Annotated in this window: 8 protein-coding genes and 5 pseudogenes; 4 read left to right on the top strand and 9 right to left on the bottom strand. The window is 66.3% G+C overall.

Annotated elements, in window-relative coordinates:
* Positions 1-314: 314 nt before the first annotated feature.
* From ACHMW8_RS13815 to ACHMW8_RS13805, 3 genes and pseudogenes are all read left to right on the top strand, one after another.
* Positions 315-785, top strand: a pseudogene (locus tag ACHMW8_RS13815) (TonB-dependent receptor plug domain-containing protein); the annotation flags it as partial.
* A gap of 973 nt (positions 786-1,758) precedes the next feature.
* Complete coding sequence (locus ACHMW8_RS13810) at positions 1,759-3,108, top strand: TonB-dependent receptor (protein WP_395445973.1); 1,350 nt, start codon at positions 1,759-1,761, stop codon at positions 3,106-3,108.
* A gap of 220 nt (positions 3,109-3,328) precedes the next feature.
* Positions 3,329-6,083 (top strand): annotated as a pseudogene (locus ACHMW8_RS13805) (M14 metallopeptidase family protein).
* Between the two features lie 327 nt (positions 6,084-6,410).
* Here ACHMW8_RS13805 and ggt read toward each other — a convergent pair.
* The 5 genes and pseudogenes from ggt to ACHMW8_RS13780 all read right to left on the bottom strand — a co-directional run bounded on the left by ggt (position 6,411) and on the right by ACHMW8_RS13780 (position 14,909).
* Positions 6,411-8,169, bottom strand: a pseudogene (gene ggt / locus ACHMW8_RS13800) (gamma-glutamyltransferase).
* Between the two features lie 52 nt (positions 8,170-8,221).
* Positions 8,222-11,479, bottom strand: coding sequence for a TonB-dependent receptor (locus ACHMW8_RS13795; protein ID WP_395445845.1), 3,258 nt, complete (start codon positions 11,477-11,479; stop codon positions 8,222-8,224).
* A gap of 119 nt (positions 11,480-11,598) precedes the next feature.
* On the bottom strand, positions 11,599-12,600 hold the full coding sequence (locus tag ACHMW8_RS13790) for a FecR family protein (RefSeq protein ID WP_395445844.1): 1,002 nt from the start codon (positions 12,598-12,600) through the stop codon (positions 11,599-11,601).
* Positions 12,564-13,154 carry an RNA polymerase sigma factor gene (locus tag ACHMW8_RS13785; protein ID WP_395445843.1) on the bottom strand — a complete coding sequence of 197 codons (591 nt, stop codon included), beginning with the start codon at positions 13,152-13,154 and terminating at the stop codon, positions 12,564-12,566. The genes ACHMW8_RS13790 and ACHMW8_RS13785 overlap by 37 nt, the downstream gene beginning before the upstream one ends.
* Positions 13,155-13,244: 90 nt before the next feature.
* Positions 13,245-14,909, bottom strand: a complete 1,665-nt coding sequence (locus ACHMW8_RS13780) for an MFS transporter (protein ID WP_395445842.1) — start codon at positions 14,907-14,909, stop codon at positions 13,245-13,247.
* 204 nt (positions 14,910-15,113) lie between these two features.
* On the opposite strand from ACHMW8_RS13780, the pseudogene ACHMW8_RS13775 reads away from it, so the two are divergent.
* Positions 15,114-15,731, top strand: a pseudogene (locus tag ACHMW8_RS13775) (peptidylprolyl isomerase).
* Here ACHMW8_RS13775 and ACHMW8_RS13770 read toward each other — a convergent pair.
* The 4 genes and pseudogenes from ACHMW8_RS13770 to ACHMW8_RS13755 form a co-directional block, all read right to left on the bottom strand.
* Positions 15,728-16,237 (bottom strand): hypothetical protein, encoded by a 510-nt coding sequence (locus ACHMW8_RS13770; protein ID WP_395445841.1) that lies wholly within the window; start codon positions 16,235-16,237, stop codon positions 15,728-15,730. The pseudogene ACHMW8_RS13775 and the gene ACHMW8_RS13770 overlap by 4 nt on opposite strands.
* Before the next feature lie 66 nt (positions 16,238-16,303).
* Positions 16,304-17,854 carry a tryptophan halogenase family protein gene (locus ACHMW8_RS13765; protein WP_395445840.1) on the bottom strand — a complete coding sequence of 517 codons (1,551 nt, stop codon included), beginning with the start codon at positions 17,852-17,854 and terminating at the stop codon, positions 16,304-16,306.
* A 9-nt stretch (positions 17,855-17,863) separates the two neighbouring features.
* Positions 17,864-19,385 (bottom strand): annotated as a pseudogene (locus ACHMW8_RS13760) (tryptophan halogenase family protein).
* A 164-nt stretch (positions 19,386-19,549) separates the two neighbouring features.
* Positions 19,550-22,606 carry a TonB-dependent receptor gene (locus ACHMW8_RS13755; RefSeq protein WP_395445839.1) on the bottom strand — a complete coding sequence of 1,019 codons (3,057 nt, stop codon included), beginning with the start codon at positions 22,604-22,606 and terminating at the stop codon, positions 19,550-19,552.
* Positions 22,607-23,214 lie beyond the last annotated feature (608 nt).

Below are 23,214 nucleotides of genomic sequence, written 5' to 3'. Positions count from 1 at the left end.
AACGCTACATAGAGTTCATCGTTCTTCGAACGGCGAGTTTTCGGCGATATCGAGAAGCGATATTTATAATTTTCCGTAATGTTTCGCCGACGATATAGGGCTGTCTTATTGCCGCCCCAATTCGCCAAAGTCGTGTCCTTATAGATACAGCTTAAAGACAATTCGATTACAGCAAGTGCCTCACGATTGACCATCCGGGCCCGAAGCTCTTAAGGCGCCGACAACCGCCAGATCGCGGCGGGAAACACATCTTGCATCGGGCTGTAAGGACGGCGGCGCGCGCGCCGACGAGGGCGGCCCGGAAGGATAAAGACATGAACTATCCGTTTACCCGGGGCCGCTTGCTCGCGACCTCGATGATCGTGGGCGTGGCCACGCTGGCCGGCTTCGCCGCGAACGCCCAGACCACCGCGCCGGCCGCTCAGTCGGCCGCCCAGGACAACGAGGTCGAGGCCGTCGTCGTCACCGGTTCGCTGCTCCGCCGCACCGACACCGCCACCCCCTCGCCGGTCCAGGTCCAGACCAACGAACAACTCAAGGCCCAGGGCATCACGACGGTGGCCGACGCCATCCGCAGCCTGTCGGCCGACAACTCGGGCTCGGTGCCCGCCGCCTTCGGCAGCGGCTTCGCCGCTGGCTCGACGGGCGTTGCCCTGCGCGGCCTGACCGTCAACTCGACCCTGGTGATGATCGACGGCCTCCGCAACGCCAGCTACCCGCTGGCCGATGACGGCCAGCGCTCGTTCGTCGACCTCAACTCGATCCCGTTCAACGCGGTCGAGCGCATCGAGACCCTGAAGGACGGCGCCTCGTCGCTGTACGGCGCCGACGCCATCGGCGGCGTGGTCAACATCATCATGAAGTCGAACTTCCAGGGCATGGGCGCTGACCTGTCGGTCGGCACGTCCGAGCACGGCGGCGGCGACCAGTACCGCTTCAACGGCGAGGTCGGCTATGGCGACCTGAACACCGACAAGTACAACATGTACCTGGACGTCGAGTACCAGCTCGACAAGCGCATCCGCATCGATCAGCGCGGCTACCCGTACGACACCTTCGACCTGTCGGGCATTCCGGGCGGCAGCAACGACAACCCGGGCGCCGGCGGCAGCACCTACTACGGTCAGGTCAAGCGCGCGAAGATGGGCACGGCTGGCGACATCTCGACCGGCGTCGCCCTGGCCGACCAACTGTGGCAACCGCTGCGCACCTGCGCGGCCGACGCCCCGCTGACCACCTCGGCCGGCGGCGCGTACTGCGCCCAGAACGTCGCCAAGCTGGGCGACGTCCAGCCCAAGCAAGAGCGCGTGGGCGCCTATGGCCGCTTCACGATCAAGCCGAACGACAACTTCCAGGCCTATCTGTCGGCCAGCTTCATGCAGTCGAAGACCTCGACCCGTGGCGCTGAACGCTCGATCTCATCGTCGACGCCGCACAACCTGTCGAACATCGTCCTGCCGGCCCTGCTGTCGAACGGCCAGCTGAACCCGAACAATCCGTTCGCGGCCGAGGGTTATGACGCGCTGATCCGCTACCGCTTCAGCGACATCCCGTTCTACGCCAACTACACCAACCGCATGGCCCGCCTGGTCGGCGGCGTCGAAGGCTCGGCGGCCGACTGGAACTACAAGGCCAATCTGGTCATCGCCCACGGCTGGCTGGAGAGCGCCAACCACGGTTACATCAGCTACAACGCGCTGATCGACGCGGTGAACAACGGCACGTACAACTTCCTCGACCCGTCGAAGAACAGCCAGGCTGTCCGCAGCGCCCTCGCCCCGGTCCTGGCCAAGACCTCGACCAGCGACCTGGAACTCGATCAACTTCCAGGCCTCGCGCGACGTCTTCAACCTGCCGGGCGGCCCCGCCCAGCTGGGTCTGGGCGGCGAGTTCCGCTACGAGGCGGTCAACGACCCGGCCCTGAACCCGACCAACGACGCCCAGGGCCTGGGCAACGCCCGCACCATCGGCAACCGCACGGTCGCCTCGGCCTTCGCCGAGCTGGGCATGCCGGTGCTGGACAATGTCGAGGTCAACGTCTCGGGTCGCTACGACCACTATTCGGACTTCGGCGGCAACTTCTCGCCGAAGATCGGCGTCAAGTACACGCCCATCAAGACGGTCGCCCTGCGCGCCACCGTCTCGAAGGGCTTCCGCGCGCCGTCGTTCTCGGAATCGGGCGACTCGGCCAGCCAGGGCTTCACGAACTTCTCGTTCGCGAACTACCCCGACTTCGTCGCGGCCCACGGCGGCAGCGAGTATACCAAGACCTACTCGCTCTCGAGCATCACCGCGGCCAACCCGGACCTGAAGCCGGAGAAGTCGACCAGCTATACCATGGGCGCGGTGTGGGCCCCCACCCGCAACTTCAGCGTCTCGCTGGACTACTACCACATCAAGAAGACCGACGTGATCGCGCAGGCCAGCGCGGGTGACGCCATCGCCGCTTACTACGCCGGCGAAGCCATCCCGGCCGGCTACGTGGTGACCCCCGACCTGCCGGATCCGGACGCCCCGAACGCCCTGCCGCGCATCCTGTCGGTGGCCTCGCCGTACATCAACGCCGACTCGCTGCGCACCAGCGGCATGGACCTGAACGTCCAGAACACGATGTACCTGCCCGCCGACGTCAAGTGGACCAGCGAGCTGAACGCCACCGTGCTGTTCGACTTCAAGTACACCCAGGGCGGGGTGACCTATAACTACGTCGGCAAGCAGGCCCCGTACGTCCTGTCGTCGGGCGCCGGCACGCCGAAGTACCGCGCCTCGTGGAGCAACACCTTCACCCGCGGTCCGGCCACGATGACCGGCACCCTGAACTATGTCAGCGGCCTGCGTTCGATCGACGAAAGCTATGTGGGCGACCAGACCTGCCTGTACGGCGACGCCGACTTCAAGTGCCACACGAAGGACTTCATCTCCTTTGACCTGACCGGCGGCTACGACGTCACCGAGCACACGACGGTCTATGCCGACGTGCTGAACCTGTTCGACGCCGGCCCGATGTTCAACCCGGCCAACTACGCCGCGGTGAACTGGAACCCGACCTACTCGCAGTCGGGCGCCGTGGGCCGCTACTTCCGCGTGGGCGTCCGCCTGAAGTACTAGTCGTCACCTGATCTCGCGTACGGACCGCTTGAGTAGGGTCCGATGAGATGGAGGGGGTCGTCCGCGAGGGCGGCCCCTTTCCTTTTGACCCTGTCCTCGCGCGGATGAAAAAATGGGCTGGCCCCGCCGTTGCGGCGGGTGCGGGAAACGCCCTCCACTTACGTCAGTCTAAAGAGGGGCCGACGCACCGTTGCGTCCGCCAAGCGCAACGGGGTTGGAAATGACGCGAAGCGGAGCAATGGCCGGGGCGGCCCTCGGCGTGGTGCTGGCTTTCACGGGGTTGGGCGGCGCGATCGCCGCCGACATCACCCCGCCCGACAAGGCCTTCGCCCAGCCGGTCGGCAGCGACTACTTCCTGGCCGACTACACGGCCTATGAAGCCTATCTGAAGACTCTGGCCGGCCAGTCGGACCGCATGAAGCTGGTCGACATCGGCAAAACCGAGGAAGGCCGCACCATGTGGGTGGCGATCGTCTCTTCGCCGGCCAACCTGGCCAAACTGGACCACTACAAGGCGATCGCGCGCAAGCTGGCCAAGGCCGAGGGCATCAAGGAAGACGAGGCGCGCAAGCTGGCGGCTGAAGGCAAGGCCGTGGTCTGGATCGACGCCGGCCTGCACGCCAGCGAGACGATCACCTCCCAGGGCCAGATCCAGGTGCTGCACCGGATGCTGACCCAGACCGATCCCGAAACCCTGCGGATGCTGGACGACACCATCATCCTGTTCGGCCAGGACAATCCGGACGGGATGGAGATGGTCTCCGACTGGTACATGCGCAACCAGGATCCGAAGAAGCGCGAGTTCGGCTCGCTGCCGCGCCTCTATCAGAAGTACGTCGGCCACGATAACAACCGCGACAGCTTCATGTCGGCCATGGCCGAGACGACCAACGTCAACAAGCAGCTGTTCCGCGAGTGGTATCCGCAGATCATCTACAACCAGCACCAGACCGGCCCGAACGGCATGGTGGTGTTCGTGCCGCCGTTCCGCGACCCGTTCAACTTCAACTACGACCCGCTGGTCATGACCGAGCTGCAGGAAGTCGGCATGGCCATGCACAGCCGCCTGGTGGCCGAGGACAAGCCGGGCTCGGGCGCCCGCAGCGCCGCGCCCTACTCCACTTGGCACAATGGCATGGAGCGGTCGGTCGCCTATTTCCACAACTCGATCGGCCTTCTGACCGAGATCATCGGCGGCCCGACCCCGACGACGGTCAATCTGGTGCCGGAACTGCAACTGCCGGGCAACGACCGCCCCGCCCCCATCGCGCCGCGCGAATGGCGCCTGCAGGAACTCGCTGGACTACCAGTGGACCATGAACCGCGCGGTCATCGACTACGCCGCCCGCAACAAAGAACGCCTGCTCTTCAACATCTGGAAGATGGGCGACAACAGCATCAAGCGGGGCAATAAGGACAGCTGGACCATCACCCCGACCCGCGTCGAGGAACTGCAAGCGGCCGGCAAGGACAAGCCGGGTCCTTACGGCCAGGCGGTCGATCCCAAGCTCTACAAGACGGTGCTGCAGACGCCCGAGGCGCGTGATCCGCGTGGCTATGTCATCCCGTCCGACCAGGCCGACATGCCCACGGTCTTGGCCTTCCTGAACGCGCTGATCAAGACCGGCGTGGACGTGGACAAGGCGACCAAGCCCTTCACGATCGGGGCCAGGACCTATCCGGCCGGCTCCTACGTCGTGCGCGCGGCCCAGGCCTATCGCCCGCACATCATGGACATGTTCGAGCCCCAGGATCACCCGCACGACCTGGAATATCCGGGCGGCCCGCCCAAGGCCCCGTACGACGTCACCGGCTACACCCTGGCCTACCAGATGGGGATCAAGTTCGACCGCATCCTGGACGGCTTCGAGGCCCCGACGACCCGCGTGCCCGACCTGATCGCGGTGACGCCGGGCGCGGTGAAGGGCGCGGGGAGCGCGGGCTGGCTGGTCAGCCACGAAACCAACGCCAGCTTCACCCTGACCAACCGCCTGCTGAAGGCCGGCGCCAAGGTCTATTGGGTCAAGGACGGCGCCAAGGCCGGCAAGACCGCCTTCGGCCCCGGCGCCATCTGGGTCCCCGCCTCGCCCGCCGCCAAGGCGGTGATCGACAAGGGCGTCAAGGACCTGGGCATCGACGCCTACGCCGTCGGCGGCAAGCCGTCGGGCGCCACCATCGCCCTGAAGCCGATCCGCGTAGGCCTGGTCGACGTCTATGGCGGCTCCATGCCCTCGGGCTGGAACCGCTGGATGTTCGAGAAGTTCGAGGCGCCCTTCCAGGTCGTCTACCCGCAGCGCCTGGACGCCGGCGACATCGCCAAGGACTACGACGTGCTGGTCTTCCCGGACGGCGTCGTCCCCGCTCCCGCCGATGGCCCGTTCAAGGTCGGCCGTAGCGGTCCGCAGCCCAAGCCCGAGGACATCCCCGCCGAGTACCGTCCGTGGCTGGGTCGCGTCAGCGACGACAAGACGCTGCCGCAGATCGCCGCCTTCGTGAAGGGCGGCGGCTCGGTGGTCGCCATCGGCGCCTCGACGCGCCTGGCCACGGCCCTGGGCGCGCCGGTCGACGTCGCCACCGCCAAGATGGAGAACGGCCAGCTGAAGGCCTTCACCAACCGCGAGCTCTACATCCCGGGCTCGGTGCTGCGCGCCAAGGTCGACCCCAAGCAACCCCTGGCCTATGGCGCAGGCGGCGAGGTCGACGTGTTCTTCGACCGGAGCCCGGCCTTCACCGTGAAGGCCGACGTCAAGGGCGTCTCGCGCGTGGCCTGGTTCGACACCGACAAGCCGCTGCGCAGCGGCTGGGCCGTCGGCCAGGAGAAGCTGAAGGGCTCGACCGCCATGCTCGACATCGACGTCGGCAAGGGCAAGGTTTTCGCCTTCGGGCCGGAAATCACCCAGCGGGCGCAGTCGTACGGAACGTTCAAGTTCCTGTTCAACGGCCTGCTGTACGGGCCGGCGGTCAGCGGCAAGTAGATCGGGCTTCTCGCGTTCAGCGCGGGAACGAAGAAACAAAATCGGCGCCGGAGGGGAATCCGGCGCCGATCTCACTCGGGACCACTGGGGGAGCCGCCCCGAGAGCACCAACCGTCCGACGCCAACTGGCGACCGCGTCGGACGTCGAGAGCGGACGAGACGCCGGACCGCAGCCCCTCGCCGACCTCGAAACGCAGCGTGCGCCACGTCCGGGGCGGCGACGTTGATTCAACGCAAAAGCCGAAATGAAATCGGCGCCGGGAGGGCAGTCCCGGCGCCGATGGATCGCATCCCGAAGAGATCTCTCAGGTGGGGGGAGGATGACCTCTAGGGCGCGATCGCCTCGGCTCCGGGACGACGCGGGTCCGCGCCGCCCAGGAAGAGACCTTTTTCGATCATGATCGACTGGGCGGAACCCATGGTCTCGTCCGAGGACAGGGGGTGGCCCATCGCCTTGAGGGCGGCCACCGTGTCGGGATTGAAATTGGGCTCGACGCGCAGATTGTCGCTGGCGTCCTGGAAAATGCGCGGCTGGTGGGTGGCCTCGGCCACGTTCAGCTTGAAGTCGACGACATTGACGATGACCTGCAGCACCGTGTCGATGATCGTGCTGCCGCCCGGCGTGCCGGTGATCAGCCATGGCTTGCCGCCCTTGAAGATCATGGTCGGCATCATGGTCGACAGCACCCGCTTGCCCGGCTGCAGGGCGTTGGGCGGCAGGGGACGGCCGCTCTTCTGGGCCCGCCACGCCGCGGCGTGGGCGTAGTTGTTCATCTGGTTGTTCAGCACGAAGCCCGCGCCGGCGACCATCACGCCCGAGCCGAAATCCGCGCCCAGGGTGAAGGTGTTGGAGACGGCGTTGCCGTCCGCGTCGGCCACCGAGAAGTGCGTGGTGTTGTGGCTCTCGAACGCCCACGGATCGCCGACGCCCAGCTCCTTGGCGCTCTTGGCCCTTTCCGGATCGATCAGCTTAGCGCGCTCGACGCCGTAGGCCTTGGACGTGAAGCCGGCCAGCGGGACCTTGACGAAGTCGGTGTCGCCCAGGAACCGCGAACGGTCGGCGTAGCCGAGCTTCATGGCCTCGGCCATCAGGTGCAGCGACTTGGCCGAGCCGGGCCCCGAGGCTTTCAGGTCGAACTGTTCGAGGATGTTCAGCATCTCGAGCAGGGTCGCGCCGCCGGCGCTGGCGGGCGGCGAGGTCTTGACCGCGAGGCCGCGATAGCTGCCCTCCAGCGGCTGGCGGACCACGGCCTTGTAGGACGCCAGGTCCTCGGCGGTGATCAGGCCGCCATGGGCCTTCATGTCGGCGGCGAAGCGCTGGGCGATCTCGCCTCGATAGAATGCGTCGGCGCCCTTGTCGGCGATCTGGCGCAACGACCAGGCCAGGTCCGGCTGCCTCAGGATCTCGCCGGCGCGATAGAGCTCGCCGCCGGGCTTGTAGAACGCCGCCTTGCCGGCCGCGCTCTCGGACAGGCGCTGCTTGCCCCAGCTGAACACGAAGGCCTCGTCGGGCGACAGGGCCACGCCGTCGCTGGCCAGCTTGAAGGCCGGCTCGACGACCTGCTTCCACGGCAGCCTGCCGTACTTCTGGTGGGCCAGGTAGAGGCCCGCCACCGTCCCCTGGCACGGTTGGGGCGCGGTAGCCGCGCGAGGCGACGTCGTCCATCTCCTTGCCGTTCTCGTCGACGAAGGTCTCGAGCTTGGCGGCCCTGGGGGCGATGCCCCGATAGTCGATGAAGACCGTTTCCTGGGTCTTGGCCATGTAGACCATCATGAAGCCGTCACCGCCGATATTGCCGGCGCGCGGCAGGGTCACGGCCAGGGCGAAAGCGGTGGCGACCGCGGCGTCCACGGCGTTGCCGCCCTGGCGCAGGATGTCGACGCCGACCTTGGTGGCGATGGCGTTCTGGCTGACCACCATCCCCTTCTCGCCCACGACCGGCGAGTGGATGCTGGGATATTCCAGCAGCTGCTTCTTCTGGGCCAGGGCGCCGCTCGAGGCTATCGGCGAGAAGGCGAGCGCCAGGGCCGAGGCGGCCGTCGCGAACAGGCGGAAGGGTTTCAAGGTCGAGCCTCGCAAGACGATACGCGCGAAGAGGAACGGGGCGGCCCAGCAAGGCCGCCCCGTCCGGGATGTCCTAGAACTTCTTGGACAGGTTCATGTACCAGTAGCGGCCCGTGGCGTTGTGCAGGGCGCCCGAGTAACCGAAGTTGGACGCCGACAGCGGCGGGTCCTTGTCGAACACGTTGCGCGCGCCGATACGGATCGTCGAACCGCCGAACATGCCGTCCTTGAAGGCGTACTGCCCGTACAGGCTGACCGTGGTCCAGTCCTTGATCGGGAAGTACTGGCCGTTCACCTGGGCCGGGCCGGTGTCGTACGCTTCGCCGACGTATTGCACGAACGCGCCGGCGCCCCAGCCGTTGTTGCGCCAGGTGAAGCTGGCGGTGCCGCGGAACTCGGGATAGCCGTCCATCTTGATCTGATTGCCGGCCGACGAGATCGTCAGGCCCGGCAGTTCGCCAGAGGCGACGGCGGACTGCAACAGCGACTCCAGCGGGCTGGGCGACTGGTCGTACTTCAGCAGCTTGGCGACATTGACCGACAGGCCGAAGTCGCCCCAGGGGGTGTCGTCCAGGTCGTAATCGACGCTGAAGTCGGCGCCCTGGACCATGCGCGGCTGCAGGTTCTGATAGGTGTCGTTGATGTAGGCGATATTGCCGACCGTGGCCGAGCCGACCGGGGCGTCGCGGACGACGTTCGGGTTCGACGAGCCGTGCAGGCGCAGATAGTAGTCGTAGGCGATGGCGTTATAGCCGCCCACGACGCCAATGACGCCCTTCTCGCGGATCGACCAGAAGTCGGTCGTCAGGGTCAGCTTGCCGTACTGGGCCGGAATGAAGGTCGGCTGATAGACGAAGCCGACCGTGGCGTTGTCGGCCTCTTCCGGCTTCAGGTTCTTGTTGCCGCTGCGCGACTCGATCGTGCTGGCGGTCGCGCAGGTCGTGCCGTTGAGGCGGCAGGCGGCGTAATCGATGCGGTTGTTCGAGACCGTCGCCCCGTCGCTGTAGAACTGCGGCAGGTTCGGCGCGCGGAAGCTCTGCGAAACCGACCCGCGGAAGGCCAGGCCGTAGCCGACCTTCCAGTAGATCGCGCCCTTGGGCTTATAGACGCTGCCGAAGTCCGAGTAGTCCTCGCCGCGCGCGGCGATCTGCAGGCTGATCTCCTCGACGAACGGGATGTTCATCTCCGGCGAGATGACCGGCACCGCCAGTTCGAAGAAAGCCGAGGTGACCGAACGGCTGCCATGCACGTCCGGCGCGCCCGAGGCGCCCAGGACGTCGGTGTTGTAGGTCATGCCGGTGACGCTGTTGGTGTACTTGATCTTGCCGTCCAGACGGTCGTCGCGGTTGTCGTCATAGGTCTCGCGACGCCACTCGACCCCGGCCGCGAAGCCGACGTCGCCGCCCGGCAGGCGGAACAGGTCCTTCTTGGAGACCTTGAAGTCGGCCAGGGCCAGCGAGGTCTCGCTGATCCGGTAGACGTTGATCAGGAACGCGTTGATCGTGTCGCGGCTGTTGGGCGAGGTGTCGCCCAGCGAATAGTTGTCGAGATTGCCGCCGTTGAACGGGTTGTAGGCCGACGCGTCGGTGCGGTTCAGCGCCTGCTGGAACAGGGTGTTGCTGATCGCATTGTGCGTCATGTCCTTGGTCCGGGCCTTGGAATACAGCGCCGCCGAATCCCACTTCCAGCCGTTCCACGAGCCCTTCAGGCCGCCCAGCAGGCGGTAGCTGTCGTCGGTCACCGTGTAGGTGCGCGGGCCGGTGTCGACCACGCGATAGGTGAGGATGTTCATCGCCGCGCCGCCGGTCGGCACGCCGGTCAGGTTGGCCAGGCGGTTGACGCTGCCCACGGGACCGAAGGGGTTCCAGTAGGCGTTGGCCGCGATGGTGATGGGCGCGGTGCTCAGCGGCGCGGACTGCTCGCGGCTGCCGGTGAACAGGGCGTGATAGTAGCCCGCCTCGCCATAGGCCGTGATGTCGCCGAAGTCGTGCTCGACGGTCGAGAACAGGTTGGTCCGCTCGAGGCCGCCCTTCAAGGTGCGGTCGGGATTCTCGTCATAGCGCAGCACGCGGTCGTTGGCGCCCGTGATGGTGCCCGACTTGATGCAGAGGCCGCCGGTCAGCACGGTGCTGGAGCAGCCGGCCGCCGTGTTGCTGACGGGCTCGATGTGGAAGACGCCCGAGGTCGTCAAGGCCGTCGTCCCCTGGCGCACCGTCGTGGTCGACGGGATCAGGGTGAACGAGCCCCACGGGCTCGAGGTCGAGCGGCTGTCGAAGGTTGTGTTGTCCACCCACGGGGTGTCGGCGACCTGCGGGCGGTGATCCTCGCTGGCGGCATAGTCGCGCTCGCTGGCGTTCAGGCGGCTGCGGCCGGTGTAGTTGCCGAAGAAGGTCAGGCGCGTGCCGTCTTCCAGGCGCGTGCCGGCTTTCACATTGAACGAACCTTCGCGGTAGCTGATGCCTTCGGAACCGCCGTACTGGGCTTCCATCTTCAGGCCGCGGAACTTGGTGTCGAGCACGGTATTGACCACGCCGGCCACCGCGTCGGTGCCATAGATGGCGGCGGCGCCATCGCGCAGCACTTCAACCCGCTTGACGCCCGCGACCGGGAACGAGTTGGTGTTGACGGTCTGGACCGGCACCAGGTTCTCGGTCTGCGTGCCCGGCGCCAGCACGGCGCGGCGGCCGTTCAGCAGGGCCAGGGTGTTGCCGGTGCCGAGGCTGCGCAGGTTCAGCGAGGCCACGTCGCCACGCGCGTCGTTCAGATTGCCCGTGGTGCGGGCTTCCTGGAACTGGACGTCGCCGGCCTGCGGGATGGCGCGGAACAGTTCGTCGCCCGAGACCGCGCCCGTCGCGATGATATCGTTCTCGCTGACCACGGTCACCGGCAGGGCTTCGGTGGTGCGGGCGCCTTCGATCTGCGAACCGACCACCACGATGGCTTCGACCGTCTGGGCCTCTTCACTCGTCGCGCCGGCCCCCGCGCTCGATGACTGGGGGGAGACGGCCGGCGCCTGGCGCAGCGTGATCGTCTTGCCGTCGTCGGAGGCCACGACCAGGCCCGCGGCCTTGGTCAGGCGGGCCAGGGCGTCGGCGTCGGCCACGTCGCCGGTCACCGCCGGTGTGGTCTTGCCCGAGGCGGCCTCGAACGGGAACAGCACCTGCTTGCCCGATTGCTTGGCGAAGGTCTGCAGCGCGTTGACCGCGTCGCCGGCTGGAATGTTGAAGCTGTGCCGGGCCTCTTGCGCCAGGGCCGGACCGGCCAGGACGAGCACGGCGGCGGACGCCATCAGGAAGCCGCGGACCGTGCGGCGGCGTGTGTCGATCGACATTTTCTTTGGTAACCCCTCAGGGCGTCGTCCATCCCCATGGGAAGACGCCTTCAGCCCTACCGACGCGAGGGCTCTCCATTTCCGCCACTCGGCCGGAAACTTTTTCAGCCCACTTTTTCTCAGCCGGTCTTTTCGGAGACCACGCGACGCGTCAGGCGGATGGCCCCGTCGGGGCCGGCGGCGGCGCGCACCGGGAAGGCGCTGGTCACCGCGCCGACGAAGCTGTTGGGTTCGGTCGTCTGAAAATAGCCGGCCAGACGCAGGCCCGAGATCGACGGATCGGCGATGCGGATCTGCTGCCTGTTGTAGCGGTTGAACTCGGCCACCGCCTGCTCCAGCGACTGGCCGTTCAGGGCGATCGCGCCCTGTCGCCAGGCCAGGGCCCGGTCGATCTCGCTGTCCGACACGGCGCGCGAACGGCTGCCGGCCGAGCTGTAGATGGCGGTGACGCCGGCCGTCAGACGCAGATCATCCTTGCGCTCGGTCGGTGCGGGGTCCAGGTCGACCGCCCCGCGCTTGACCGTCACGGCCGCGCCGTCGGAGCGCAGGCGCACGGCCATCTCGGTGGAGCCATCGGCCTGCATGACCGCGTCGGCGGCCTTGATCACGAACGGGCGGGCGTCCTTGGCGGCCTCGAACACCGCCTCGCCCCGGATCAGCTTGACCTCGCGCACGCCCTTGCGATAGCGGACAACGACCTTGCTGTCGGTGTTGAGCTCGATGCGGCTGTTGTCGCTGAGCACCACCACACGGCGCTCGCCGATGGCGGTGGCGTAGGCCACGCCGCCGTCGAACGTCATCGTGCCGGCCACGACCAGAGCGATGGCGGCCGCGGCGGCCATCCCGCGCGCCCAAGGCGTCCGCGTTACGCTCGGGCGGCGCTCTGCCAGCAGGTCGCGATCCGGACGCTCCACGCCCGGACGCAGGGCGCGAAGGCGCTCCAGCCGCGCCCAGGCGGCGGCCTCGCGCTCATAGGCGGCTTCATGCTCGTGGCTGTCGTCGCGCCAGGCCTCGAAGGCGGCGCGATCGGCGGCCGAGCACGAAGGATCGTCAAGCCGGACCACCCAGAGGGCGGCCGCCTGCCTCACCGCTTCGCGTCGTGATCCCGTCTCGCGCTCCATGAGCGTCCTTCGTCGACCTTACTCTTGCGTCCGATACGACGTCCCAACTTGTCGGAACAGTACCGAAGGCCCTTCACCAGATGCTTCTCAACAGTAGAGACGGATAGCCCGAGCCGAACCGCTATATCCTCGGGCGAGAGGCTATAAACTTTTCTCAACGTAAAGACGCGGCGGCATTGCGTCGGAAGTTCGGCGATCGCGCCGGCCAGCAGCCGCAGCTCCTCGCGTGATTCGAGCACCATCTGCGCGGTGGGCGCATCGTCGATCGGTTCGATGCGGTCGAAGTCGGCGACGGCGGTAATGGTCAGCACCTTGCGGCGACGCAGCGCGTCGAGCGCGCAGTTGCGCAGGATGCGGGTGGCGAAAGCCCCCGGATTTCCGATCTCGCGCCAGGTCTTGCAGGCGATCGCGCGAGCGAAGGTTTCGTGGACCAGGTCCTCGGGATCGGTCTGGCCGTCACGGCAGAACTGTCGCGCATAGGCCAGCAGATCCGGCTCCAGCGGCAGGATCTCGCGCCTGAACCAGGCGCGCCGATCGTCATCATCTTGCGCCATCGACGCTCCCCTCGGCGGCCAACCAAGCGGATTAGGAGCCCAAAGGCAACCCGGCGGCGGCGCGGCCGCCGGGTTACGGAAGATCGCTGCCTAATCGTCGATCACATTGTGGCGCGTGTCCTTCAGGAACAGACCGCCGATGACGGCGGTCACCGAGGCGATGATCACCGGGTACCAGAGACCCGAATAGACATCGCCCGTCGCCGCCACGATCGCGAACGAGGTCGTGGGCAGGAAGCCGCCGAACCAGCCGTTGCCCAGGTGGTAGGGCAGCGACATGGCCGTATAGCGGATCCGGGTCGGGAACAGCTCGACCAGCATGGCCGCGATGGGGCCGTAGACCATGGTCACGTACAGGACGAGCAGGAACAGCAGGCCGATGACCTTGGGCTTGTCGACCAGGGCGCCGTCGGCCTTGGCCGGATAGCCGGCGACCTTCAATTGGTCGCCGAGGTCAGCCTCCCAGGCCTTGCGCTCGGCGACGAAGGCCTTGCCGGTCGCGCCCTTGGCGTCGAAGCCCGACAGCGTCACGCCGCCGACCTGCACCGTCGTCGGCGATCCGGCGCCCCCGTCGTGCACCGAATAGGTGACGCCGGCCTTGGCCAGATAGGCCTTGGCGACGTCGCAGGCGGTGTTGAACTTGGCCTTGCCGACCGGGTCGAACTGGAAGGCGCAGGTGGCCGGATCGGCCGACACCGTCACCGGCGCCGAGGCTTCCGCGCGGGCCAGCAGCGGGTTGGCGTAGGTGGTGATGGCCTTGAAGATCGGGAAATAGGTCGCCGCCGCCAGAACGCAGCCGGCGATAATGATCCACTTGCGGCCGATCTTGTCCGACAGCCAGCCAAAGAACACGAAGAACGGCGTCCCGATCAGCAGGGCGCTGGCGATCAGCAGATTGGCCAGGGCCCCGTCGACCTTCAGGGTCTTTTCCAGGAAGAACTGGGCGTAGAACTGGCCGCAGTACCAGACCACCGCCTGGCCCATGGTCAGGCCGAACAGGGCCAGCAGCACGACCTTGAGGTTCTTCCACTGGCCGAAGGCCTCGGCCAGCGGCTTCTTGGTCCCCTTCCCCTCGGCGATCATGCGCTGGAAGGTCGGGCTCTCGTGCAGCTTCAGGCGGATCCACAGCGACACGCCCAGCAGCAGCAGCGAGACCAGGAACGGGACGCGCCAGCCCCAGGCCTTGAAGGCCTCCTCGCCCAGCTGGGTGCGGACGATCAGGATGACCAGCAGCGACAGGAACAGGCCCACGGTCGCCGTGGTCTGGATCCAGCTGGTGTAGAAGCCGCGCCGCCCCTCGGGCGCATGCTCGGCGACATAGGTCGCGGCGCCGCCATATTCGCCGCCCAGGGCCAGGCCCTGGACCAGGCGCATGACCACCAGCAGGATCGGCGCGGCGATGCCGATCCGCTCGTACGACGGCAGCAGGCCGACCACGAAGGTCGAGACCCCCATCAGCAGCATGGTGATCAGAAAGGTGTTCTTGCGGCCCCAGATGTCGCCCAGCCGTCCGAAGATCACCGCCCCCAGCGGCCGGATCGCGAAGCCGGCGGCGAAGGCCAGCAGGGCCAGGATGAAGCCGGTGGTCTCGTTGACGCCCGAAAAGAAGTGGCCGGTGATGATCACCGCCAGCGAACCGTAGAGATAGAAGTCGTACCACTCGAACACGGTGCCGAGCGAAGACGCCCCGATCACCAGCGCGTCGCGCCCCTTGCCCGGCTTCGGCGCGGGCGCGGCTTGGCTGTCAGCCCCCATTATGCTTGTCCCTTCCCTCGATCACGCCGCGTGTCCCCCGCGGTCGCCCCAAACCTAACTCCAGGAGAGCCTAGCCCAGAGAACAGGATTCTTAGATCAGGCTTTTTCGGTAGCGCTACCATCAATTTGCCAGGGGGCGGTCTCCCGGTCGACTTCGGCGCTCGCCATCGGCTAGGGTCCGCGCGAGCCTTTGAGGGGATTCCGATGAACCAGATCGTCCGCCGCGCCGTGATCGGCGCCGCCCTCACCTTCCTGGCCTCGACCTCGGGACTTGTTACGTCAGCTCGGGCGCCGCCGGCAAGCCGCGCGTGGCGATCGAGACCGACAAGGGAACCATCGTCGTCGAGCTGGAAGACAAGAAGGCCCCGATCACGGCCGCCAACTTCCTGACCTATGTCGATCGCCACCGCTTCGACGGCGGCCAGTTCTTCCGCGCCAACCGCGCAAAAGGCGCGCCGGGTGCCGGCTCGATCCAGGGCCAGCCCAAGCCCTATTTCCCGCCGCGCCCCGCCGATCGCCCACGAAAGCACCTTGAAAACCGGCCTGCGCCACACGGCCGGCGCCATCTCGATGGGCCGCGACGCGCCCGGCTCGGCCACCGCCGACTTCTTCATCTGCGCCAGCGCCCAGCCCTATCTCGACGCCAAGCCCGGCAAGAGCGACGCCGCCCAGGGCTACGCTGTGTTCGGCAAGGTCGTGCAGGGCATGGACGTCGTGAAGAAGATCCTGGCTGGCCGCACCGACGGCCCGACCAACGTGCCGTCGATGAAGGGCCAGATCCTGAACCCGCCGGTGAAGATCATTTCGATGAAGCGGATTTAAAACGCGGTCGGCAAGGGCTCCGGCGGCAGACTCTTGTAGACCGCGCCGACAAGCCGCGGTCCGGCCCTGTCCAGGACGATCGTAGAGCGTTCGACCTGGACCTGTCCCTGGATCAGATTGTTGTCGATCACGACGATGCGCGGCGCCCGGGACGGGCCAAAGGACGCGGTGATCGCACTCGCCGCCCGGCCCGTGCTGCCGGTCCACGCGACCTCGTCCCAACGCGCCTGAAGCCGCCACCCTTTGGCTGTCCGCTCGACATAGGCGATCGAGATAGCGCCCTTGGCGATATGGGTCAGGGTGTCGGCGTCTTCCGACACGATCAGCGCGTAACGATCTGAGCCGAGCGCCACCAGGAGCCGAGGCTTCATCGCGAAGTCGGTCACCTCGCCATAGCGAGGCTGGCGAAGTCGCTTCGACACGCCGGTCGGCCCGTAGACGGCCCGGAAAACCTCGGCGACCGGGACCTGATCAGCGGGCGGAAGATCGGTAACGATGGCGAACATCGAATGCCTCGAGAGGACAACCTCTGGGAGAGAGGATGCGCTCGCGCCGGCGTTCCCGCAAGCGTGTCAGGCCACCGTCTTGAACGGCGCGACCACCGGTTCCGGCGGCGGCGCGGGGCAGTTCTGGGCCAGGAATTCGCCATGACTGGGCAGGCCCGCGACCTGGGCCGCCAGCATCGGCTTCGACTGGTCCAGGGTCCGTGAAATAACCTCGTAGGGCGCGGTGTCGACCAACTGCTGGTAACGCCGCGGCCGCACGCCCATGCCCTCCATCACCGACTGCCAGGACGGGTTACGGAACATCTCGTCGACGCCCTCGCGCAGCACGCCATGAGCCTTGAAGAGCTCCATGCGGGCCTTGAGGCTGTCGGGGACCGGGGCCTGGCGGACATCACGCCAGAACGGCGTGTCGTCGCGCTGGGTCGTGCAGTAGTGCAGCACGATGAAATCGCGGATCTCCTCGTAGTCGGTCGTCATGCGCCGGTTGTACTCGGCCGCCAGCTCCGGGCTGAAGTCGCGATCCGGGAAGAACCGCAGCAGGAAGTCCATGCCGCGATAGATCAGATGCAGGGCGGTCGATTCCAGTGGCTCGATGAAGCCCCCCGCCAGGCCCACGGCCACCACGTTCTTCTCCCACAGGCGCTGGCGCATGCCGGTCTTGAAGGGGATGAACATCGGCTCCATCAGCATCGGGCCCTGGACGTTGCGCACCAGGGTGGCGCGCGCCTCGTCGTCGCTGAGGTGCCTGGAGCTGAACACATAGCCGTTGCCGGCTCGGTGCTGCAGCGGGATGCGCCAACGCCAGCCGGCGTCCTCGGCCTTGGACAGGGTATAGGGGTGCGGTTCGCCGACGTTCTCCGTCTGCACCACTACCGCGCGGTCGCACAGCAGCATGTCCGACCAGTCGTTGAACAGCACGTCCAGGGTCTTGCCGATCAGCAGGGCGCGGAAGCCCGAGCAGTCGATGAAGAGATCGCCCTCGACCTCTTGGCCGTTCTTCATGATCACCTTGGCGACCGAGCCGTCCGGGTGCGTGACCACGTCGGTGACGATGCCTTCGGTGCGCTTGACGCCGCGCGCCTCGGCGAAGCCGCGCAGGACCTTGGCGATCAGGCGCGCGTCGATATGCAGGGCGTAGCTGGCCCCGGCGATCAGCGACCGCTGGGCCTTGAACGGCAGCATGAACTTCCACTGGTCGGCCATCACCGTGCCGGGCGCGAAGTCCTGCAGTTCCGACGGATGGCCGTTGGCCTTGGCCCGCAGCCAGCACTGATAGAACTCGTGCGGACCGATCGGGCCGCCGATGGCGCCGAACGGATGGTAGTAGTGCTGGCCCTTCTGCTTCCAGTCCTCGAACCGGATGCCCAGCTTGAAGCTGGCCTGGGTGGCCTGGATGAACTCCCGCTCGTCGATGCCCAGGCTGGCGATCAGTTGCAGGAACGGCGGGATGGTCGACTCCCCCACCCCGATCGTGCCGATTTCCTCGGATTCGATCAGCTCGACCTGACAGCCGCCCTTCTCGAAATAGTGGGCCAGCATCGCCGCCGAGATCCAGCCGGCTGAGCCGCCGCCGACGATGACGATCTTCTTGATGGCGTCGGGATTGGTGTTGGTCATGGGCGCGTCCTATTCCGCAGCCATGGCGGCGGATCGGCAATATTGGTCGAGGAAAGCCGCGTGCGGCGGGGCGTTGGCCACCACCTCCCGCACGGCCTTGCGCATTTCGGCGAGCGGGGCGCTCAAGGTCTTAGGATCGATACCGTCGAGCGACGGATCCACCGTCTGCGGCAGCAGCTCGAAGCCGGCATAGATCGCCATCCAGCTGGGCGGGGCGAACATCTCCCAGCGGTAGCGGACGAAGTGGCCGCGCATGAGGAACAGGTCGACCTTGCGCCGCAAGGCCTCGGGCAGGACGACGTCGTTGCAGTCGCGCCAGAACGCCGTGTCGCCCCTCTTGTTGGCCCAGTAGTGCAGGACGATGAAGTCGCGCACGCGCTCCATCTCGCGGCGGGACCAGTCGTTGAACTCGTCGACGATCTCGGGCGCGAAGTCCTTGTCCGGGAACAGCGCCTTGATCTTCTCGATGCCCGTCTCGATCAGAGCGATAGAAGTGCTTTCCAGCGGCTCCAGGAAACCGGACGCCAGACCCAGAGCGATGACGTTCTTGTTCCAGACCTGCTTGCGGCGGCCGGGATTGAAGCGGATCAGACGCGGCTCGTGCAGCAGCGGATCGGGGATCGCCGCCTTCAGCTCGGCCAGGGCGTCCTCATCGCCGATGTGGCGCGAGGAGAAGACGTACCCATTGCCGTAACGGTGCTGCAGCGGAATGCGCCAGCGCCAGCCGGCGGTGTGGGCGGTGACGTCCGTGTACGGCATGGGATCCCCCCACGCCCTCGCTCTGCACCGCATAGGCGCGGTCGCAGAACAGCATGTCGTTCCAGTGCTCGTAGCCGGTCTGGAGGGCTTCCTCGATCAGCAGCCCCCGGAAGCCCGAGCAGTCGATGAAGAGGTCGCCTTCCACGGACTCGCCGGTGTGCAGATCCAGGGAGGCGACGAAGCCGTCCTCGGGACGCAGATTGACCTTGGTGACCCTGGCATCGACGCGGCGCACGCCATTGTCCTCGGCCACCCGGCGCATCAGCTGGGCGAACAGGCTGGCGTCGAAATGCAGCGCCCAGTCGAAGATCGACAGGGTCGAGGCCGGGTTGCGGCTGGGGGCCATGAACTTGCCGGCCTGCGCCAGGGACGCGCCCAGCGAATAGTCGGCGATGTCGGTCGGCTCGCCGGCCTCCCCCAGCTTGCGCCAATAGTGGTGGAACGCCACGCCGCGCAGGTCCTGGCCGAAGTGGCCGAACGGATGGATGAACGACTGGCCCTCGCGGACCCAGCCGTTGAAGCGGATGCCCAGCTTGCAGGTCGCCTGGGTCGCCCGCATCACTTCGATGTCGGTCAGGCCCAGCTGATTGTAGAAGGCGCGGATGGTCGGGATGGTCGCCTCGCCCACCCCGATCGTGCCGATCTCGGAGCTTTCGACGAGGGTGATCTCGAGCGGGCCACCCTGGAAGTGGCGCCGCAACGCGGCCGCCGCCATCCAGCCGGCCGTGCCGCCGCCGACGATCACGAGCTTGCGGATTCGATTGTCCTGCATGGGCTTGCTCCCGACTTCCCGGCGTCTCCGTCCGGTTAGGCTCCAGGCTATCGGCTCGCGCGTGGGCCGGACAGACCCAAGCCCTCCCAAAAAGAATGGGGCTCTCAAAAAAGAAAGCCGCCGTGGGGTTCCACGGCGGCCGCAGGAGGTGAGAGGGATCTTGGTTACCAGCGCGCGCGGACGCCCAGCGTATAGCGGGGCTCGAACTCGTTCTGGCGGATGTACTGGGTCTTACCCTTGGCGAAACGAGCGTAGTAATCCTCGATCTCGCTCGTGACGTTCGACCCGTTGAAGTAGACGGTGATGTTGTCGCGAACGTTGTAGCTGACGTTCACGTCCACATAGCCCGTGCTCTTTTGATAGATCGGGATGTTGTTGCTCATCACCTCGGCCAGACGGTCGGTGCGATAGTTGTAGGCGACGCGCGCCTGCAGCTTGGCGTCCTGGTACCAGCCGATCAGGTTGAACTGGTGCTTGGAGTTGTCCTGGAAGGGCAGCTCTTCGCCGTCCAGACCCGTGCGCGAACTCCTTGCTCGGCGAGTAGGTGTAGTTGGTGTCGACACCGAAGTTCGAGAAGAAGCCGGCGTCGTCGAAGAAGTCGCTGACCGCGAGCTTGCGCCCACTTCGACGCCCTTCACCTCGCCACCGTCGCCTTGGATCGGCAGGGTGACATTGACCGTGCGGCGGATGACGCCGTCCTGGTCGGGGAAGCGGCCGGTGGTGACGCCGTTGGTGACGAAGCTGTCGATCTTCAGCTTGAAGGCCGAAATGTTGAACATCGAGGCGCGGCCGACATAGTACTCGATGGCGCCGTCGAAGTTCTGCGAGCGCCACGGGTTCAGCATCGGGTTGCCCGACGATTCCGCGCTCGTGACGCAGCGGACGTTTGGCAGAGCCGCGCCGCAGTCGGCGGTGTTGATCTTCAGACCGCCGCCATAGTTGCCCAGGTCGAGAGGCTGCATCGTCTTGGAGTAGGCGAAGCGGAACTTCAGGTTGTCGTTGAAGTCGTAGCTGACGTTCAGCGAGGGCAGCCAGTCGGTGTACTTGCGCTGGGTCACCTGGTCGCCCGCGTCGGCGTTGGTGTCGCCGTAGTTGCGGGTGTCGCCGGTCAGGTTCTGCTTGACCGTCAGTTCGGTCTCGATGACGCGCAGGCCGAAGTTACCCGACAGGGCGCCCGCCGCGAAGTTCATCACGCCGTAGGCGCTCTGCTCGTTCAGGCGAACGTCGTAGGTCTGGCCGGGAACCTGCACGCGGATGGCGCCGCCGAACACCTTCTTGTGGAAGGCTTCCGCGTCGTCGAAGTCGCGCGGATCGATGGCCCAGAAGCCCGGGATGCCGCTGGTGACGCCGCCCAGGTCGTCGACCCAGACCACGTTGTTATAGGTCGAAAGGCCGGTCGGCTGGTTGACCGTATAGCCCTGGAACACCGGCAGGCCCGTGACGGGATCGGGCACGAACTCGCCCGCCTGGCACTGGTTCTGGTTCATGACGACGTCGATCGCCTTCCACTGGGCCTCGCAGCCGCCGGCCGGGACCGGCTGACCGTTGGCCTGCACCGCGCCCGGCGTGCCGCCGTAGAAGCCCGAGAACAGGTGGAACTGTTCGACCTCGACCGTGCGCTTGCTCTGGCGGACGCCCGCGTCGATCTTGGTGATGAAGCCCAGCAGCTTGTCGTCGAACTTGTAGTGGCCGTCAGCGCGGAACACGTTCATGTCCGAATTGACTTCGTTATTGCCTTCCGACGAGAAGGCGCCGATGGCGTAGCTGTCCTTGTTCGCCATGTAGTCCTTGAGGGACTTGCCAGTGCCCAGGCCGCCGGCCAGCGGACGATCGAAACCGCTCCACACCGGGTGATCGCCGGCGATGTTGTAGTGCAGTTGCGGATTGGCGCCGTAGCCCAGCGGGTTCGGATCCAGATAGCAGCCGCCGGCGCTGCCGGTGACGGCGTTGGTGCGCCGCGCGGACCCGAACTTGTCGCAGATGGCCTTCGGGTAGAAGGTGCCGCGCGTGCGGTCGGCGGGGTCGCGGAACAGGTTGAAGCGACCGTCGGCGTAGCGCCAGTTGGACAGATCGCCCTGGGCCTGGCCGTTCATGCTGAGACGGTCGCCGTCAGCGCGTATGGCGCGGGCCTCGAAGGTGAACGGACCGCCGTTGTCGTAGTCGAGACCCAGGTTGAAGTTCTTGGTCTTGGACTTGGTCGTGCGGTTGACGGTGAATGAGTTCACCCACCACGCATTGATGTCGTACTCGTCGACGGCCAGCCAGTTGCCGATGCCGACCGGGGTCGAGACCGTCGGCTGGTTCCAGGTGCCGAAGGCGCCGCCGTCCCAGCGGTTGGAGATGTTGATGCCAACGGCGCGGTTGTATTCGTCCAGCTTGGCGTAGAAGCCTTCGGCGATCAGGGTGAAGCCTTCGCCCAGGTCGGCCTCGAACGCGGCGTTGACGCCGAGGCGCTTGCGCTCGACCACCCGGTTGAAGCTCTCGTAACCGTGGGGCGAGATATAGCTGTTGGCGAAGCCGCCGCCCCAGTCGTTGTTGCCCGACAGGCCGACGGTGCCCGAATAGTTGTTGCCGAGGTTGGACTTGCTGCCGGCCGCGCCGATCATCAGACCGACCCGGTCGTTGCGCCAGTTGACGACGCCATTCAGCAGATAGTCGTCCTTCTTGGTGCGGTCGCCGCGTTGGGCTTCGGCCGCGCCGGTGAAGGTCAGACCTTCGCCGAACTGGAACGGACGACGGGTGCGCAGGTCGATGGTGCCCGAGATGCCCGACAGGGCGTTGTTCGGATTGGTCGACTTGTAGACCAGCACCTGGTTCATCAGCTGCGACGGCACGTCCAGCAGGTCCGGCTGGGCCGAGCCCATGTTGCCGGCGCTGAGGTACTGTTCGCCGTTCAGCAGGGTGATGACCTGGCGCAGACCGCGGATGTTGACGGTCTTGCCTTCACCGGCGTCGCGCTGGATCTGGATGCCCGAGATGCGCTGCAGCGAGTCGGCGATGGTGACGTCCGGCAGCTTGCCGATGTCTTCCGCCGAGATGGCGTCGACGATCGAGGCCTCGCGGCGCTTGACGTCCACCGACTTGATCTGAGAGCCGCGGACGCCGGTGACGACGATTTCCTCGACCTGGGTCTGACTGGCGTCCTGGGCGAAGGCCCCGGTGGCCAGAGCCAATTGCGATGCGCCGGCGACCAGCGCCAACGTCAGGCCGCGCTTGAGCACGGCTTTCCTTGCTTCCTGTGACAATTCCTCGCTCCCCAAAATAAGTCGTTCTTATTGGCCGCCCGCCCGCCGCTCGCGCCGCCGCTCTTGTCGACGGCTTTCGAGAAGCGTTTGAGGCTTTTGCGAACCCGCCCGTCGTGTGTGTGTCGCGATCGGACAAGATCCCCGGCGACCCCGGCGCCCGGATTCTCGACTCCGGCCCCGCGCCTTCGTCGAACGCTGTCACATTCCTCAAATGTCCCGAGCAAGTCAACAACAATGTCAACGTTGTCATTCCCGGGAAACAAGAGCTTTGACCGGCCGCCACACCTAGCGTGGCCCCACGCCGTGGAGCCGTTCGGCGCCTGAAGCCTTGCGATGGAACATAAATATTCCTTGTTTTCACTTGTCTTTCTCGGAAAGGAACGGCGACGCCGCACCCAGCCTTACAGCGGCGCTACATTGCTACCAACTCGTCGGAAGCGCCTTGGGAAACAGGCAGCGGACACGACCCTACCCGCTCGAAATGTCCCGATAATGTCCTGTCGACCAGCCATTTTTGACCCATTTTTGTCCCAACGACATGACATCCGAGACAAGATGGACTAAGGCTCCAAAGGTTCACCGCC

This window comes from Caulobacter sp. UC70_42, assembly GCF_044056025.1.
Lineage (GTDB): Bacteria > Pseudomonadota > Alphaproteobacteria > Caulobacterales > Caulobacteraceae > Caulobacter.
Note: the sequence above shows the minus strand (reverse complement) of the source record. Positions and strands in the feature narration are given on the sequence as shown.

What these genes read in the sequence shown, in the direction of transcription:
- ACHMW8_RS13795 (WP_395445845.1), bottom strand. Translation starts at nt 11,479, where the DNA reads ATGTCGATCGACACACGCCGCCGCACGGTCCGCGGCTTCCTGATGGCG.
- ACHMW8_RS13790 (WP_395445844.1), bottom strand. Translation starts at nt 12,600, where the DNA reads ATGGAGCGCGAGACGGGATCACGACGCGAAGCGGTGAGGCAGGCGGCC.
- ACHMW8_RS13785 (WP_395445843.1), bottom strand. Translation starts at nt 13,154, where the DNA reads ATGGCGCAAGATGATGACGATCGGCGCGCCTGGTTCAGGCGCGAGATC.
- ACHMW8_RS13780 (WP_395445842.1), bottom strand. Translation starts at nt 14,909, where the DNA reads ATGGGGGCTGACAGCCAAGCCGCGCCCGCGCCGAAGCCGGGCAAGGGG.
- ACHMW8_RS13770 (WP_395445841.1), bottom strand. Translation starts at nt 16,237, where the DNA reads ATGTTCGCCATCGTTACCGATCTTCCGCCCGCTGATCAGGTCCCGGTC.
- ACHMW8_RS13765 (WP_395445840.1), bottom strand. Translation starts at nt 17,854, where the DNA reads ATGACCAACACCAATCCCGACGCCATCAAGAAGATCGTCATCGTCGGC.